The following is a 16045-nucleotide window of genomic DNA, read 5'->3' on the forward strand; positions in this document are numbered from 1 at the left end:
CAGCCCGAGCCCTGCCCTCAGCGGCCCAGGACCTCGAGGGCGAGGCTCGGCACGTCGGTGACGACGGCGTCCACGCGCATGGCGGCCAGGCGCCGCATCTGGGCGGGGTCGTCGATGGTCCACACGTGGACCTCGAGGCCGGCCCGGTGGCTGGCGGCGACGAAGCGCTCGGTGACGACGGGCACCCCGCGGTAGGCGACGGGCACCTGCACGGCGTCGGTGCGCGAGCACTCCTGCGACCAGCTCCAGCGGGTGCGCGGCAGGCTGAAGCCCGTCTCAGCGCTGACCATGAGGCTGGCGACGTCGCTCACCCCCAGGGAGGTGCGCGCCCGGGGCTCCTGGCGGCGCAGGACCGCCAGGCGGCGCCCGGAGAAGGAGGCGAAGCGCACGCGCTCGAGGGCGTCAGCGGCGCGCACCGCCTGGATCGCGCCCTGCACGACGGCGGACTCCTTGAGGTCCACGTTGAGGCACAGGTCCGGGTGGGCGTCCAGCACCTCATCCAGGCGCACGGGCGCGCGCCCGTCACCGGCGTCGAGCCCGGCCAGCTCCTCCCAGGTCAGGTCCGCGATGGCACGGGGGTCGCCGGTGGTGCGTGCCAGGTCCGGGTCGTGGGCGAGGACGACGACGCCGTCGCGGGTGGCGCGCAGGTCCGTCTCCAGCCACTGCAGCCCGAGCTCCGTCACGTGCTCGACGGCGCTCCACGTGTTCTCGGGGCCCTCGGCGGCGCCACCGCGGTGGGCGACGACCTGGCAGCGGCGTGCGGGGCGGGGGGCGTCGTCCCACCCGTCGGGGGAGGCGCCGGCGCGCCCGGGCTGAGCTGAGCTCATGGTTCCCTCCGGTCTCCGGCTGCCTCAGGAGCAGTCGGTGGTCAGGTCGATGGCGTGGTGCTCGACGAGCCAGGCCGCCGGGTTGACGGTGCTCTCGTCGGAGGAGTCGTCCGCGGTGCGCACCTCGAAGTGCAGGTGCGGTCCCGTGGAGTAGCCGGTGGAGCCGACGCCGGCGATGAGCTGGCCCGCCGTCACGGTGTCGCCCTTCTCGACGTAGATGCCGTCGGCGTACATGTGCAGGTAGGAGGTGTACCAGACCTCGCCGTCGATCTCGTGGCGGATGGTGACGGTGCCCGTGGAGCCGACCATGCCCGCGGTGGTGACGGTGCCCGCCGCGACGGCGTAGATGGGGGTGCCGACGCTGGCGGAGTAGTCCTGGCCGGCGTGGAGCTTGAGGTAGCCCAGGGTCGGGTGGATGCGGTAGCCGTACTCGGAGGAGACCGTGTAGGTGCCCGCGACCATGGGATTGAACAGCTCGGGGGCGGTGTTGAAGGCCGTCGTGTCCCCGGAGGCACCCGAGCGCTGGGGCGCGCAGGTGACGGCGGCGTTCTGGCGGGCCTCGCGGATGCGCGCGAGGGTGGCGGCATCCGGCACGTTGGACAGCGGGGCGTCCGTGGTGGAGTCGACGTCGGCGTCGGAGCCCAGGACGGCGGCGGCCACCGAGGTGGCGGCGGCGGTAGCCGGTGCGGATCCCGCGGCGCCGTCCTCACCCGCGGTGACGGCGCTGGTGACCCCGACGGCGGCGGGCGCGCCGAGGTGGTCGGACAGGGGCGCCAGCACGGTGACGGCGGCCAGGACCGCGAGGACGGCGGCGCGGCCGACGGTGCCCATCGGAGCGCTCTCGCGGCGGTGGGGGCGCGAGCGGTGGCGGCGGTGGACCTCGGCGGCGACGGGCACGGTGCCCGCGCTGGTGCCCGCAGGGGCCCGGGGCGGCGCTGGGACCCGGGAGGCGCCGTCCGCGTGGGAGCGTGCAGCGCCGGCACGGGCGGCGGCTCGTTCCGCCTCCCGCCTCTCACGACGGGTCATGGGCTGCGCTGTCACCCGAGGGACGATATCCCCGCCCGGCGACGAGCGCCAGGACGGGGCTCACACGTCAGGACTGCCCGAGCTCGCGGCGCAGGTACTCCTCGCGCTGCATCGCGTCGTTGACCTCCCCGACGAGCTCCTCGAGGATGTCCTCGAGGAAGACGACGCCCATGAGGTCCCCGTCAGGGTCCTCGACGCGGCCCAGGTGCGCGCCGCTGCGCTGCATGGCGACGAGCACCTCCTCGACCTCGTCCTCGGGGCGCACGGGGACCATGGCCCGCTCCAGCCACGACGGGACCGGCTGGTCGCGCTCCTCGTCCTCGGCGTAGAGCACGTCCTTGAGGTGCAGGTAGCCGCGGATGCTGCCGTCCGCGCCCGCGACCGGGAAGCGCGAGTAGCCGGTGACGGTGACGGCGTGCTCGACGTCGGCCGGCGCGCAGCCGGCGGGCAGCGTCACGAGGTCCTCGAGGGGGACCATGACGGTGGCAGCGGTCTCCTCGGAGAACTCCAGGGCCCCCGTCAGCAGGCCGGTGTCGTCGTCGAGGACGCCCTCGGCCGTGGACCGCTCGACGATGGAGGCGACCTCGGCGGCGTTGAAGGTCGCGGAGACCTCCTCCTTCGTCTCGATGCCGAACAGGCCGAGCACCCAGTTGGCGAACCCGTTGAGGGCGGTGATGACGGGGCCGAAGAGTGTCGAGACCCACACGAGGGGCGGGGCGAGCAGGCGCACCGCGGTCTCGGGCGCGGAGATCGACATGTTCTTGGGCACCATCTCGCCGACGACGACGTGGACGTAGACGACCAGGACCAGCGCGATGAGCACGGCGACGGCGTGCGCCCCCGCGGCCCCGACGCCGACCTTCTCGAGCCACGGCTGGATGAGGTGGGCGATGGCGGGCTCGGCGACGACGCCCAGGCCGGTGGAGCACAGGGTGACGCCCAGCTGGGCGGTGGCGAGCATCCGGGAGACGTGCTCCAGCGCCCACAGGGCGGTGCGGGCGCGCGCGTCGCCGGCCTCGGCCAGGGGCTCGAGCTGGGCGCGGCGCGCGGAGGTGACGGCGAACTCGGCGCCGACGAAGAAGGCGTTGCCCACTAGCAGCAGGACGGTGACGAGCATGGCGACGGGGGCGCTCACCGGGCCTCCTCCCGCTCGTCGTCGGCCTCGGGCACGGGGGTCACGCGCAGGCGGGTCACGCGCCGGCCCTCCATCGCGACGACGGTCATGAGGGCGCGCGGGGTGCTCACCCGGTCACCGAGGGCGGGGACGCGGCCGAGCTCGGACATCACCAGGCCGCCGAGCGTCTCGTAGGGGCCGTCGTCGGGCACGTGCAGGCCGGAGGTGCTGGCCAGCTCGTCGGGGCGCATCCACCCGGGCACGAGCCAGTCGCCGCAGGCGTCGCGGTGGGCGCCGTTGCGGCGGCGGTCGTGCTCGTCGGCGACGTCCCCGACGATCTCCTCCACCGCGTCCTCCAGGGTGACGACGCCGGCGGTGCCGCCGTACTCGTCGACGACGAGGGCCATCTGGCTGCCGGCGGCCCGCAGCTCGACCAGCAGGCTGGCCAGCGGCATGGTCTCGGGCACGCGGGGCACGGGGGTCATGAGGGAGCCGGAGGAGACCGGCACGGCTGCGCGCCGCTCGTAGGGCACGGCGATGACGCGCCGCAGGTGGACGACGCCGAGGACGTCGTCCACGTCCTCGCCGGTGACGGGGAAGCGCGAGTGGCCGGTGGCGCGCGCCAGGGCGACGACGGCGTCCGCCGTGTCCTGGGCGTCGAGGGTGTGCAAGCGGCCGCGGTCCGTCATGACGTCGACGGCGGTGAGCTCGCCGACGCCGATGGACCGGGTGAGCAGGGTGGCGGTGGAGACGTCGAGGGTGCCCTCCTCGGCGCTGTGGCGCACGAGGGCGGCGAGCTCGCTGGCGGAGCGGGTGCCGCTGATCTCCTCGGCGGGCTCGATGCCCATGCGGTGCAGCACCGTGTTGGCCGTGTCGTTGAGGACCTTGATGAGGGGTCCCAGGACGGTGGAGAAGGCCATGAGGAGGGGGGCGACGAGGCCGGCGGCCCGCATGGGGTCGGCCAGGGTCGCGTTCTTGGGGATGAGCTCGCCGACCACCATGGAGAAGGCGTTGACGATGACGAGGGCGGCGACGACGGCGGCCCCAGTGGCCAGGGACTCCGCCACCCAGCTGCTCATGAGGCGCGTGAGGATCTTCGCCAGCGCGTCCTGCATCGTGTAGCCGAGCAGGATCGTCGTCAGGGTGATGCCCACCTGGGCGCCGCTGAGCAGGGTGGACAGCCGTGACAGGGCCTTGCGGACCGTCTCGGCGCGGTGCTCTCCGGCGGCGGCGCGGGTCTCGACGGTGGAGGGGTCGAGGGCGACGAGGCTGAACTCGCCGGCGACGAAGACGGCGGTGCCGGCGGTCAGGACGACGCCGACCAGGATCATGATCCAGTCGCTCATGCCGGTGCCCCCCGGCGCGGGGCCGCGAGCGCGCCGTCCGTGCGGCGGGCGCTCGCGAGGTGGGGACTGTCGGGCTCTGCGGGCTGGGCGCTCGCGCAGGCGGTGCGCCTGCGGGCCCGGCGGGAGTGTCGTCGCATAGTGGCTCGCACGCTATCACCCGGGGCGTGCCGGCCCGCCGGCTCCTCGCCTTGGGCGGACAGGTGCGCGGTGACTCGTGCGTCAGCCGGACACGGGCCCAACGTCCCACTAGCATTCTGGTCCAGGGCACGTGGACGGGCCACCGGGCCCGCCCCGGGCCCGCAGTGCCACCGCGATGAGGAGGGACCCACTGTGACGACCCATGACGGCCGCCCTGTGGAGGTGAGCGCGCCGAGTGGCGCGGGCAGCTCAGGCGCCGCCCCGGACTTCGGCCCCAACGAGTGGATGGTCGAGGAGAAGCGCGAGGCCTGGCGGCAGGAGCCGTCCTCGGTCTCCGAGCAGTGGCGCGCGCTCTTCGAGGCCGAGTCCTGCTCGGGCCGCTCCCCCGCGGCTCCCAGCCCCTCCGGGCGTGAGGAGCGGAGCGAGCCGGCCGCCCCAGAGGGGCAGGCCGGCGCTGAGGCTCCCGCCCCCGGCGCCACCCCGGCCCCGATGAGCAGCACCGTCCAGGACGTCACCCGCTCCGACCTGCCCCCGGCCCCGCCCTCCGACGTCGCCCCTCCGACCTCCCCCTACGCCCACCGGAGCGGGCAGGGACACTCCCACTGCCCCGGCGAGCCCTCCGAGACCGGTGCGGGCACGCGCCTGAGGGGGGCGGCGGCCCGCACCGCCAGGAACATGGAGGAGTCCCTGTCGGTCCCGACGGCGACCTCCGCGCGCGCAGTGCCCGCCAAGGTCCTCATCGAGAACCGGGCGATCATCAACACCCACCTGGCGCGCACGCGCGGCGGGCGCGTGTCCTTCACGCACCTCATCGGCTGGGCCGTGGTCGAGGCCCTGGTGGAGGTGCCCGCCATGAACGCGGCCTACGGCACCGACGACGACGGCCGCCCCCTGCTCACCCAGCCGGCCCACGTGGGGCTGGGCCTGGCGGTGGACGTGGCCGCCCCGGGCGGTGCGCGACGCCTGCTCGTGCCCTGCGTGAGGCAGGCGGACCTCATGGACCTGGCGGCCTTCGTGGCGGCCGCCGACGACGTCGTGCGCCGCGCGCGCGAAGGCACCCTCACCGTCGAGGACATGACCGGCACGACCCTGACCCTGACCAACCCGGGCACGCTCGGCACCCTGCACTCGGTACCCAGGCTCATGCCGGGCCAGGGGGCGATCATCGGCGTCGGCTCCCTGGCCCTGCCCGCGGCCTTCGCCGGGGCCAGCCAGGAGACGCTGGCGCGCCACGGGATCGGCAAGGTCCTGACCCTGACCTCCACCTACGACCACCGGGTGATCCAGGGCGCGGTGTCGGGCGAGCTCCTGCGGCTGCTGGAGACCAAGCTCCTGGGCCTGGACGGCTTCTGGGAGCGCGCCTTCGAGTCCCTGCGCGTGCCCCACGCCCCCATCCGCTGGGAGCGGGACGCCGACTACGACCCCGAGGTCGAGACCGGCAAGCCGGCGCGCGTGGCCCAGCTCATCCACGCCTTCCGCCAGCGCGGCCACCTCGCCGCGGACACCGACCCGCTGGCCTACCGCTCGCGCCGTCACCCGGACCTCGACCCGGCGACCTACGGCCTGACCCTGTGGGACCTGGACCGCACCTTCCCCACCGACGGGCTGGGCGGCACCGAGCGGGCGACCCTGAGGGAGATCCTCAACCGGCTGCGCGAGGCCTACTGCCGCACGGTGGGCCTGGAGTACATGCACATCCAGGACCCGGCGCAGCGCCACTGGTGGCAGGAGCGCCTGGAGAACGGGTGGACCGAGATCAGCGGCGACGAGCGCCGTCGCATCCTCACCAAGCTCCAGCAGGCGGAGGCCTTCGAGACCTTCCTGCAGACCAAGTACGTGGGCCAGAAGCGCTTCAGCCTCGAGGGTGGGGAGTCCCTCATCGTGCTGCTCGACCGCCTGCTGGACCACGCGGCCCACGACGGCCTGGACGAGGTCGTCATCGGCATGGCCCACCGGGGCCGCCTCAACGTCCTGACGAGTATCGCGGGCAAGTCCTACGGACAGGTCTTCGACGAGTTCGACGGCAACAGCACCATCGAGGGCGCCTCGACGGGCGACGTCAAGTACCACCTGGGCACCGCGGGCGTGTTCACGGGCACCGACGGCGTCACCACCCGCGTCTCCCTGGCCGCCAACCCCTCCCACCTGGAGACCGTCGACGGCGTCGTCGAGGGCATCGTGCGCGCCAAGCAGGACCGCATCGCCCTGGGCGAGCGCGGCTACACGGTCATGCCGGTGCTCGTGCACGGCGACGCCGCCTTCGCGGGCCAGGGCGTGGTCTACGAGACGCTCAACATGAGCCAGCTGCCCGCCTACCGCACGGGCGGCACGGTCCACGTCGTCGTCAACAACCAGATCGGCTTCACCACCGGTGCCGCCTCGGCCCGCTCGACCACCTACGCGACGGACCTGGCCAAGGGCCTGCAGGTGCCGATCTTCCACGTCAACGCCGACGACCCCGAGACGGTGGCGCGAGCCGCCCGCCGGGCCTACGAGTACCGGGCGACCTTCCACAAGGACGTCATCATCGACCTCATCTGCTACCGGCGCCGGGGCCACAACGAGGGCGACGACCCCTCGATGACCCAGCCGGTGATGTACCGCCTCATCGACTCCCTGCCCTCCACGCGGGCGGTGTACGTCTCGGCCCTCGTGGGCCGCGGGGACATCTCCCCCGAGGACGCGCAGGCCCTCGAGCAGGGCTTCCACCACGAGCTCGAGCGGATCTTCGCCGAGACCCGGGCGGCGCGCGGCGAGGAGGCGGCCGCACGGGCCGAGGAGGAGGCGGCCGCAGCCTCCCTGACAGACCCGACGGCGGTGGGCCACGAGCGCGCCCACCTGGAGGTCCCGGCCGCCCAGCGGCCCGGCGCCGGCATGATGATCGGCTGGACGAGCGCGGTCACGCGCGAGGTGGTCGAGCGGGTGGGCGACTCCCAGACGGCCTTCCCGCCGGGCTTCGACGTGCACCCCAAGCTGCGCACCATGCTGGACAAGCGCCGCAGGGCCACGCGCGAGGGCGGGATCGACTGGGGGCTGGGCGAGCTCATCGCCCTGGGCTCGCTGCTCATGGAGGGCGTGCCGGTGCGCTTCGTGGGCGAGGACGCCCGCCGGGCGACCTTCGCGCAGCGCCACGCGGTCCTGCACGACCAGTCCTCGGGCGCGGAGTGGACCCCCCTGTCCTTCCTCACGCCGGACCAGGCCCAGCTGGAGATCTACGACTCGCTGCTGAGCGAGTACGCGGCCCTGGCCTTCGAGTACGGCTACTCGGTGGAGCGGCCGGAGGGGCTGACGGTCTGGGAGGCGCAGTTCGGGGACTTCGCCAACGGCGCGCAGTCGGTCATCGACGAGTACGTGACCTCGGCGGCCCAGAAGTGGGGCCAGCGCTCCGGCCTGGTGATGCTCCTGCCCCACGGCCAGGAGGGGCAGGGGCCGGACCACTCCTCGGCCAGGGTGGAGCGCTACCTGCAGATGTGCGCGCAGGACAGCATGCGCGTGGCCATGCCCTCGACGCCCGCGAACCACTTCCACCTGCTGCGCGAGCAGGCCTACCAGCGCCCGCGCCGCCCGCTCGTCGTCCTCACGCCCAAGCAGCTGCTGCGCCTGCCGGCCGCGACGAGCCCGGTGGAGGACCTCACCACGGGCACCTTCGTCCCGGTCATCGGCGAGACGGACCCGGCGCTGGCCTCCGGCGCCGGCGTGGACCGGGTGCTGCTGTGCTCGGGCCGGGCCTACTACGCGCTCGAGGCCGAGCGCAGGCGCCTCGGGGACACCCGGACGGCGATCGTCCGCCTGGAGCAGCTCTACCCGCTGCCGGTGGAGGAGCTGGAGCGGGCGCTGTCGGCCTTCGCCCGTGCCGAGCTCGTGTGGGTGCAGGACGAGCCGGGCAACCAGGGGGTGTGGCCGCACCTGCGTCTGAGCCTGCCCGGTGGCGCGCTCGGTGGGCGCGGCCTGCGCCTGGTGTCGCCCCCGGCCTCGGCCTCCCCGGCGATGGGCTCCCTGGGGGCCTACCGCCACCAGCAGGAGGTGCTGCTCGCCGAGGCCTTCGCCCGGTGAGCGCCGGCCGCGACCGGCTCCGGGCGCCGTGGTGCTCGGCCAGGCGGGCGCGCGGGGCGGCCCTGAGGCGGTAGCGTCACCGGGGCAGGTGTGAGCAGGTCCGGGCACAGGGAGGCGCACGTGGAGCACACACGTATCCACTTCGTCGGCGACGAGCTCGTCGCGGGCTACGGGGACGCCCGGGCCCTGGGATGGGCGGGCCGCGTCATGGCCCGCACCCGGGGCCTGGACGCGCTGGCGACGACGCTGGCCGTGCCGGGTGAGACGACCGCCCAGCTCGCCGAGCGCTGGGGGCCGGAGGTGGCACGGCGCTCCGTCCACCCGGGGGTCAACCGCCTCGTCATCGGGGTGGGGGTGGCCGACGTCGTCGCCGGGGTCTCGGCGGCGCGCAGCCGCCTGGCGCTGGCCAACATCCTCGACAAGGCGGCGAGTGAGCACCGCAGCTGCCTGGTGGTGGGGCCTCCCCCGCTGTGGCACGCCGAGCCGGACGCGACGGCGGCCCTGTCGCACGCGCTGGGCGAGGTGTGCTCGCGGCGCGGCATCCCCTTCGTGGAGACCTTCGAGTCGCTGCGCCACCACGAGCAGTGGGCCGCGGACGTCCAGCACCACGACGGCCGCTACCCGGGGCAGGCGGGCTACGGCCTACTGGCGTGGCTGGTGCTGCACCGCGGCTGGTACGAGTGGCTCGGCGTCGAGCAGCCTGCGGACTGAACCGGCGGCCCGCGGGCTGAGTGGCCCCGGGCGCGCCCGGGCCCGGCTCGCAGGGCGGGCGCACCCGATGGCGCGCGGCCTCAGGCGACGCTGTAGACGCGGATGTCCGGGTCGGCCTTGAACAGCGGGGTGAGGCCGGGGACCACCTCGGTGGTGAAGAGCTCGCTGCTCAGGTAGGCGCTGGCCTGCTCGGCGGTCTCGAAGCCGTGAAGGACCTGGACGTCCTCGTCGCGCACGAGCAGCTCCTTGGTCCGCGCGCCCGGGACGGTGTCGAGGAACTCCTTGAGGTAGTCGTAGAAGACCTTGGCCCCGGCGGGGCGGTCGGCCGGGTCGATGGTCATGGTGATCTGGAGGTATGCGGCCACGGTGGCTCCTTCGCTGTCAGGTGGCGCCCTTCGACGGCGCGCCACTGGCCCCACCGTAGGTTTGGGGGGACAGCCGCGGTAGACGATCCTCACTCATGCGGGTATCACCCGAGGTTATAGCGCCCTGGCGGACGGTGGCTTGTTGACACCGTCTCCGGCGGGCCCCCGCGGACCCCGGTACCACGGCCCGGAGTGACGCGACCGGGGGATGGTGACCATGCAGCGGACATGGCTCGGCGCCACGGCCCGAAGCAGTAGGTGATCGGCGCAGTACCGCGGTTCGCCATCGGCTTCCCCGTCCGTGCTTCCGGTCATGTCCGCTGAGTGGACACGGACGGAGATGGCGCCCACCGCGGACCCGTACCGGTACGGCAGCCGGAGGGCTGGGCGGCGGTCAGGGGCAGCGCGGCGTCAGACGGCGAGGAGTCCCGCCAGGGCCTCGAGCTCGCTCGCGATGGGCGAGGTGCCGTCCCACGCCGCCTCGTAGGTGATGGTCACGGCCGCGCCATCGGCATCGACGACGGGCAGCACGCGCGAGTCGGCGCGAGTCACTTTTGAGCGGGGCAGGAGCGCGCTGCCCAGTCCCATCCCCGCCCAGTCCTCAAGCACCCGGTAGCTGGCGGCCTCGCCCGAGTAGGCGCGAAGCGGCAGTCCACGGTCTGCGAGAAGGTCGCGGGTGAAGGTCGTCAGCCCGCACGTGTCGGGAACCAGGAGCAGGGTGCGGGCGGCGACGTCGCCGATGCGTGCGGACACCGCACGCATCGGGGTGGACGCCGTAGAGTCGTCCCCGGCCTGCGTCGGGCTCGCGGGAGCCACCGGGGCTTGCTCCCCCACCGGGACCTGCGAATCCGCAGCCCCGCCCGTCCCCGGCTCGACCAGCACCACCGGCTCGCGACCGATGACGTGATGGCGGTAGCGGGTGAGCTCAAGGACCGCGGGGACGACGATGAGGTCGAGCTCGTCGTCGTCGAGCGCCGAGCACAGCTCGGACAGATCCGCTTCACGCAGGACCAGGCAGTCCTGGCCGCGGCCGGGCAGACCCACCACGGCACGGTGGGCGCGGGCGACGACGTCGGCGCTGATGAGCGGGGAGACGCCGATGCGCACGGGCCGTCGGGCCTCGGCCTCACGCCAGGACCGGGCCTCGGCGATGACGGCGTCGAGCGCGGCCAGGGCGTCCTCGATCCGCGGGAGGATGGTCGCGCCGAAGACGGTGGGACGGGTGCCGTGCGTGCTGCGTTCGAACAACCGGGCCCCGAGACTCTCCTCCAGGCGGCGGATGGCGTTGGACAGTGCCGGCTGGGTGACGTCGTACTCGCGGGCGGCCGCGCTGAAGGAGCCGGTGCGGGCGACCGCCTGGGCGTAGCGCAGACCCTCGGGGCTGAGTCGGTCGTTCACACGAGCAGTCTACGAACCGGCGTGTCTCAGGGCCCGGGCGGCGTGCGCTCCAGGCGTGACAGCAGGTCGACGACCTGGTCGAGGTCCGCACGCAGATCACCTGCCCCGTCGCGCTCGTACCAGGTGCGCAGGCCCGCCACGATCCCCCACACGGCCGCGGAGACCAGGATCCTGGCCCTGTCCAGCGGCATCCGTCCCGAGTCGGCCACGACCCGGGCGATGGTCTCGACCTGCTCGTTGACCAGGACCCACATAGCACCCTGGATCGAGGGGTGCTCGAAGCACCAGCGGGTGCGTACCCAGGAGGGGCCGACGTCCTTGACGAAGTGGTCCTCCCACAACTCGTCCAGCGCCCGGGTCAGCACGTGCGCCAGGTCACCCTCACGCTGGAGGTAGTGGACCAGCAGCGCCAGGAGACGGTCGTCGTACTCGTCGTGGACGACCAGCCCCTCCTTGGTCCCGAAGTAGCGGTAGACCGTGGAGGGCGAGACCTCGGCGGCCTCGGCGACCTGCTCGATGCTGACCGCGTCGAAGCCGTGCTGCTCGAACAGGTCCAGGGCGACGCTCTGGACACGGTGCATCGTCGCCGCCTTCTTGCGCTCCCGCAGTCCCGGCCGCGGCGCGGAGGCGGGAGCGGCCGCACGTTCCGGGGCACCGGTGGCGGCACGCCTGGGGGGTTCGGACACGGGGTCTCCTAGGAGGTCGTCGGCTCTTGACACCCGCACCCTAACAAGTACAGTCACCATCACGAGCGAGTCACTATCAGATTTTGTGGTGGGGGCGCGGTCTCTCGTCAAGCACTTCGGTACCGTCACCGCCCTGGACGGCCTGGACCTCACCGTCCGAGCCGGTGAGATCCACGGCTTCCTGGGCCCTAACGGCGCCGGGAAGTCGACGACGATCCGGGCGCTGCCCGACCAGCTCCGCCTCAGCTCGGGCACAGCCACCGTCCTCGGCCACGACGCCTGGCACCACGCCGTCGACATCCACGCCCGCCTGGCCTACGTCCCCGGCGACACCCTGCTGTGGCCCAACCTGACCGGCGGTGAGCGCATCGACCTGCTCGGCGGCTTCCACGGCGCCATGAACCAGGCCCGTCGCGACGAGCCCGTCGAGCGCTTCGACCTCGACCCCACCCGGCGCTTTCGCACCTACTCCAAGGGCAACCGGCAGAAGGTCGCGCTCGTGGCAGCCCTGTCCTGTGACGTCGAGCTGCTCGTCCTGGACGAGCCCACCAGCGGGCTCGACCCCCTCATGGAGGCGGTCTTCCAGGCCGTCGTCACCGAGCGCTGCGCCGCAGGAACCTCCGTCCTGCTCTCCAGCCACATCCTGGCCGAGGTCGAGACCCTGTGCGACCGCCTCACGGTCGTGCGCTCCGGCCGCAGCGTCTTCACCGGGTCCCTGGCCCAGCTGTGCTCCAGCGCCGCCACCGCCGTCGAGGTCGTCACCCCTGACGCCGTACCCGGGCTGGAGCGCACACACGGCGTCAGCCACCTGCGGTCGCAGGCCGAGCCTCAAGGCCACCGCACCACCCTGCTGGCCGAGGCCGCCGCGCTGCCCACGGTCCTCACCATGGTCGCATCGGCACGGCCGCTGCAGGTCGCCGTGCACCCACCGAGCCTCGAGCAGCTCTTCCTGGACCAGCACACCCAGCCGGCGGGCGACGACGGCGGTGGGCCACGATGAGCAGCCCGCGCCCCACCGCGTGGAGCAGCCGCCCGCTGGCAGGCACGGGAGGTGCGGCTCTCCTGGGGCTGCGCGCCTCGTGGCGCAGTCTGACGCTGGTCGTGGCCGTCTGCGTCGTCCTGGTCACGGCCGTCGCCGTGGGCGTCGAGGGGCTCTATCCCGACCCGGCCCAGCGCGTCGAGTACGCCGCGACCGCTGGCGCCTCAGGCATCGTCACCGCCTTCAACGGCCGCGGTCACGCGCTGACCAGTCTCGGTGGGATCACCGCCGTCGAGGTCGGTTTCATGGGCCAGATGCTCTTCCCGGTCCTGGGGGTGGTGACGGCCGTCGGACTGACCCGGCGCCAGGAGGAGGCCGGACGCACCGAGCTGCTCACCGCCTCACGTGTGGGACGGCTGGCCCCGCTGACAGCCGCCGCCGGGCTGCTGGTGCTCACCTGCACCGTCACGGCGGCCGGGATGACGGCCGCTCTGGCGGCGACCGGGCTTCCGGTGGCCGGCTCAGCCTGGTACGCGGCCGGCGTGGGAGCCTGCGTCCTGTGCTTCGCCGCCGTCGGCCTGCTCCTGGGCGAGCTGTGCCAGCAGTCCCGCACCGCCCAGCAGCTCGGCCTGGGCGCGGTCACGGCGGCCTACCTGACCCGCTTCGTCGTTGACGCCGTGCAGTGGGACGCCGCGTGGGCCAGCCCGCTGGGGTGGCTGCCAGAGGTACGCGCCTTCGACTCACCGCGAGCCTGGCCCCTGGCGGTCTACGCCCTCACCACCGCGGTGCTGCTGGCCGCCGCTGCGGCGGTGGCTGCGCACCACGACGTCGGCGCGGGGGTTGTCGCTCCCCTCCCCGGGCCGGCGCGCGGCCCGGCGCGCCTGTCCGCGTCCTGGGTGCTGGCCCTGCGACTGGAGCGCACGGTCACGACCACCTGGCTCACACTCGTGTGCCTGTGGGCGCTCCTCATCGGGCTGCTCAGTCAGGAGATGACCGAGATCATCACCGCCAACCCCCCCATGCTGGCCAGCATGGGGGTCGAGCGCGCCTCGGATCCGGTGGTCCAGCTCGCGGCAGTGGTCATGGTGGTCGGCGGGGCCGGCGTCGCGGTGCAGGGCGCTGCACGCCTCGGCGCCGAGGAGTCCTCAGGGCGTCTGGGGCTGCTGCTGTCCACCCGGCTCCGGCGCTCCCGGCTCTGGCTCGGTTGGTGGAGCGCGACCCTCCTGTCCTCGGCCTGTCCACGGCGGTGCTGGGGGTGGCCGCCTGGAGCGTGTCCGGCCAGGGGGTGCCGGTCACCTCGGTCCTGGAGGTGGGCTGGGCTTACCTGCCGGCCGTTGTGCTCGTCGGCGCCTTGCAGGCCGCGCTGGCGTCCCTGGGTCCGCGCTGGTGCGTGCTCGGTTGGGTGCCGGTGGCGTGGACCGCGGTCGTCGGCTTCCCGGCCGAGGCCCTGCGCCTGCCCGAGTGGGCACGCGACCTCTCCCCCGCCCACATGGTGGGCAGTCTGCCCGTGGAGGACCCGGACCTGCGGGTGGTCGCCGGGCAGTGCCTCGCGGCGACGGCGCTGCTGGCGCTGTCCCTGCTCGTCTTCTCGCGGCGCAGCCTGCGGGCCGGGTGAGCGCCGTCAGTATCGAGACGGCGGCGGCCGGGCACCGCGTGGGTGCCCGGCCGCCGGGTGTGAGATTCTGGGTGCTCGCGGGGCGTGGCCCCGGTCAGCGCGACCAGGTCAGGCGTTGGGACGCTTGCCGTGGTTCGCACCGGACTTGGCACGGCTGCGACGCTTACGACCGCGCTTGCTCATCATGGCCTCCTCATGTCTGGACTGCCCCAGACGGGGCACTGAACACGGGCCATCCTCGCACACCCGGCGACGGCGAATCCACCTGGCGCCAGGTTGCGCGTGTCACGCCCGCGAGCGGGTGACACGCACCGTCTGGCTGCGCACCGTCGTCGTCCCGTCGCTGAGGACGGTCGTGGAGGAGGTCACCGTCGTCGCCCGCAGGACGGACAGGCGCCCGATGACGCGCTCACGCAGCTCGGGCGGGGCCTGCTCGGCGCAGCGCGAGCGCAGGATCTCGCGCAGGTGGCTCTCGGCGTCGGCCAGGCGCGAGCAGTGCTCGCAGGTGGCCACGTGCCTGGCCAGGCGCGTGGACAGGTCCCCGTCGCACTCGTGGTCGAGGAAGGCCTCGAGGTGGGCGCGCGCCTCCGTGCAGGAGCAGTCCCTACCGGCGTCGGTTCCCATCAGCCCTGGCCTCCCTCGTCGTCGGTGGTGTAGCCCAGCTGGCGGGCGTGGTCGGCCAGCAGCTCGCGCAGCTGACGGCGCCCGCGGTGCAGGCGGCTCATGACCGTGCCGATCGGGGTGCCCATGATCTCGGCGATCTCCTTGTAGGCGAAGCCCTCGACGTCGGCCAGGTAGACGGCCAGGCGTCGCTCCTCGCTCAGCTCGCCCAGGGCAGCCTTGATGTCGTCGTCGGGCATGTCGTCCAGGGCGAGGATCTCCGCGCTGGGCAGGCCCACGGAGTCGTGCGAGGCGGCCCGGTGCAGCTGCCAATCCTCGACCGTGTCCGCGTCCGACTGCAGCGGCTCGCGCTGCTTCTTGCGGTAGGAGTTGATGAAGGTGTTGGTGAGGATCCGGTACAGCCAGGCCTTGAGGTTGGTGCCGGGGCGGTACTGGTGGAAGGCGGCGAAGGCCTTGGCGTAGGCGTCCTGGACCAGGTCCTCGGCGTCCGCCTGGTTGCGCGTCATGCGCAGGGCGGCGCCGTAGAGCTGGTCGAGGTAGGGCAGGGCGTCGGCCTCGAAGCGGGCAGCGCGCTCGGCCTCCGTCTCGTCGGCGGGGGCGCGGTCCGTGCTCTCGAGGCTCTCGAGGCCGTCGGCGTCCTCGGCGTCAGCAGGTCCGACGGCGAGCGCACCGGGCGCGTCGAGCCGCTCGAAGGTGGGGGTGTCCGTCATCGCCCACGAGCCTAGTCCACCCGGGGGGCGGGCCGGCTCCTCATCGGCCGGGACGAGGGCCACCGGCCAGAACAGGCGGGCGCCGGTCTCCTCGCGGGCCGGGGCCAGGGTGCGTGCAGTCATCACCGGGGCCAACACGTGCACGCTCGGGCTTGTTCCCGGCGCACCCGTCACCGTCGTGCGCGAGGATGAGGCCATGAGACCCCCGTGCGCCGCCCGCCTCCTGCTCGCCGCCCCCTTCGTCGTGGACGGGGCCGACGCCCTCCTGCGGCCCGCCGGCCACGTCGAGCGCGCACAGCGGGCCTACGAGCCGCTGGTGCGCTCAGGCCTGCCGGCGCTGCCCGACGACCTCCTGGGCCTGGGCAGCCGGGCGATGGGCGCCGTGAGCGCGGCCGCGGGCCTGGGCCTGGCGGCGGGCCTCGCGCCGCGGGCCTGCGCCCTCGCGCTGGCCGAGCT

General features: G+C 73.8%; 13 protein-coding genes and 2 pseudogenes. 5 read left to right on the plus strand and 10 right to left on the minus strand.

Annotated features, from left to right (window positions below):
- Positions 1–17 precede the first annotated feature (17 nt).
- The 4 genes from H6X67_RS10020 to H6X67_RS10035 are packed head-to-tail and all read right to left on the minus strand — an operon-like array spanning position 18 to position 4313.
- Positions 18–827 (minus strand): glycerophosphodiester phosphodiesterase family protein, encoded by an 810-nt coding sequence (locus H6X67_RS10020; protein ID WP_249369643.1) that lies wholly within the window; start codon positions 825–827, stop codon positions 18–20.
- Between the two features lie 24 nt (positions 828–851).
- On the minus strand, positions 852–1868 hold the full coding sequence (locus tag H6X67_RS10025; protein ID WP_249369645.1) for a M23 family metallopeptidase: 1017 nt from the start codon (positions 1866–1868) through the stop codon (positions 852–854).
- 52 nt (positions 1869–1920) lie between these two features.
- On the minus strand, positions 1921–2988 hold the full coding sequence (locus tag H6X67_RS10030) for a hemolysin family protein (protein ID WP_249369647.1): 1068 nt from the start codon (positions 2986–2988) through the stop codon (positions 1921–1923).
- Positions 2985–4313: a hemolysin family protein gene (locus H6X67_RS10035; protein ID WP_249369649.1), complete on the minus strand. Its 1329-nt coding sequence runs from the start codon at positions 4311–4313 to the stop codon at positions 2985–2987. Before H6X67_RS10035 ends, H6X67_RS10030 begins: the two co-directional genes overlap by 4 nt.
- 423 nt (positions 4314–4736) lie before the next feature.
- On the opposite strand from H6X67_RS10035, the gene H6X67_RS10040 reads away from it, so the two are divergent.
- Together H6X67_RS10040 and H6X67_RS10045 are read left to right on the plus strand one after the other, a co-directional pair.
- Positions 4737–8504 carry a multifunctional oxoglutarate decarboxylase/oxoglutarate dehydrogenase thiamine pyrophosphate-binding subunit/dihydrolipoyllysine-residue succinyltransferase subunit gene (locus H6X67_RS10040; RefSeq protein WP_249435520.1) on the plus strand — a complete coding sequence of 1256 codons (3768 nt, stop codon included), beginning with the start codon at positions 4737–4739 and terminating at the stop codon, positions 8502–8504.
- A gap of 120 nt (positions 8505–8624) precedes the next feature.
- Positions 8625–9215 (plus strand): GDSL-type esterase/lipase family protein, encoded by a 591-nt coding sequence (locus H6X67_RS10045; RefSeq protein ID WP_249368980.1) that lies wholly within the window; start codon positions 8625–8627, stop codon positions 9213–9215.
- Between the two features lie 80 nt (positions 9216–9295).
- On the opposite strand, the gene H6X67_RS10050 is transcribed toward H6X67_RS10045, so the two are convergent.
- The 3 genes from H6X67_RS10050 to H6X67_RS10060 form a co-directional block, all read right to left on the minus strand.
- Positions 9296–9580: a hypothetical protein gene (locus H6X67_RS10050; protein ID WP_249375460.1), complete on the minus strand. Its 285-nt coding sequence runs from the start codon at positions 9578–9580 to the stop codon at positions 9296–9298.
- A 411-nt stretch (positions 9581–9991) separates the two neighbouring features.
- Positions 9992–10978, minus strand: coding sequence for a LysR family transcriptional regulator (locus H6X67_RS10055; protein WP_249368978.1), 987 nt, complete (start codon positions 10976–10978; stop codon positions 9992–9994).
- 26 nt (positions 10979–11004) lie between these two features.
- On the minus strand, positions 11005–11664 hold the full coding sequence (locus H6X67_RS10060; protein ID WP_249368977.1) for a TetR/AcrR family transcriptional regulator: 660 nt from the start codon (positions 11662–11664) through the stop codon (positions 11005–11007).
- A gap of 85 nt (positions 11665–11749) precedes the next feature.
- On the opposite strand from H6X67_RS10060, the gene H6X67_RS10065 reads away from it, so the two are divergent.
- Entirely contained in the window at positions 11750–12664 is a 915-nt protein-coding gene (locus H6X67_RS10065; RefSeq protein ID WP_249368976.1) for an ABC transporter ATP-binding protein, read from the plus strand.
- A gap of 458 nt (positions 12665–13122) precedes the next feature.
- Positions 13123–14258: pseudogene (locus tag H6X67_RS12065) on the plus strand (efflux permease Rv1217c-related protein).
- Between the two features lie 108 nt (positions 14259–14366).
- On the opposite strand, the gene H6X67_RS12070 reads toward H6X67_RS12065, so the two are convergent.
- The 3 genes from H6X67_RS12070 to H6X67_RS10080 form a co-directional block, all read right to left on the minus strand.
- Positions 14367–14441 (minus strand): 50S ribosomal protein bL37, encoded by a 75-nt coding sequence (locus H6X67_RS12070; RefSeq protein ID WP_396121345.1) that lies wholly within the window; start codon positions 14439–14441, stop codon positions 14367–14369.
- Between the two features lie 102 nt (positions 14442–14543).
- Positions 14544–14882: a mycothiol system anti-sigma-R factor gene (rsrA, locus tag H6X67_RS10075; RefSeq protein WP_249368974.1), complete on the minus strand. Its 339-nt coding sequence runs from the start codon at positions 14880–14882 to the stop codon at positions 14544–14546.
- Positions 14882–15589: a sigma-70 family RNA polymerase sigma factor gene (locus H6X67_RS10080; protein WP_396121346.1), complete on the minus strand. Its 708-nt coding sequence runs from the start codon at positions 15587–15589 to the stop codon at positions 14882–14884. Before H6X67_RS10080 ends, rsrA begins: the two co-directional genes overlap by 1 nt.
- Positions 15590–15785: 196 nt before the next feature.
- Between H6X67_RS10080 and H6X67_RS10085 the strand changes: the two are divergent.
- Positions 15786–16045 (plus strand): annotated as a pseudogene (locus tag H6X67_RS10085) (DoxX family protein); the annotation flags it as partial.

Origin of the sequence: Actinomyces sp. AC-20-1, assembly GCF_023369555.1 — a bacterium.
Classification (GTDB): Bacteria; Actinomycetota; Actinomycetes; order Actinomycetales; family Actinomycetaceae; genus Actinomyces.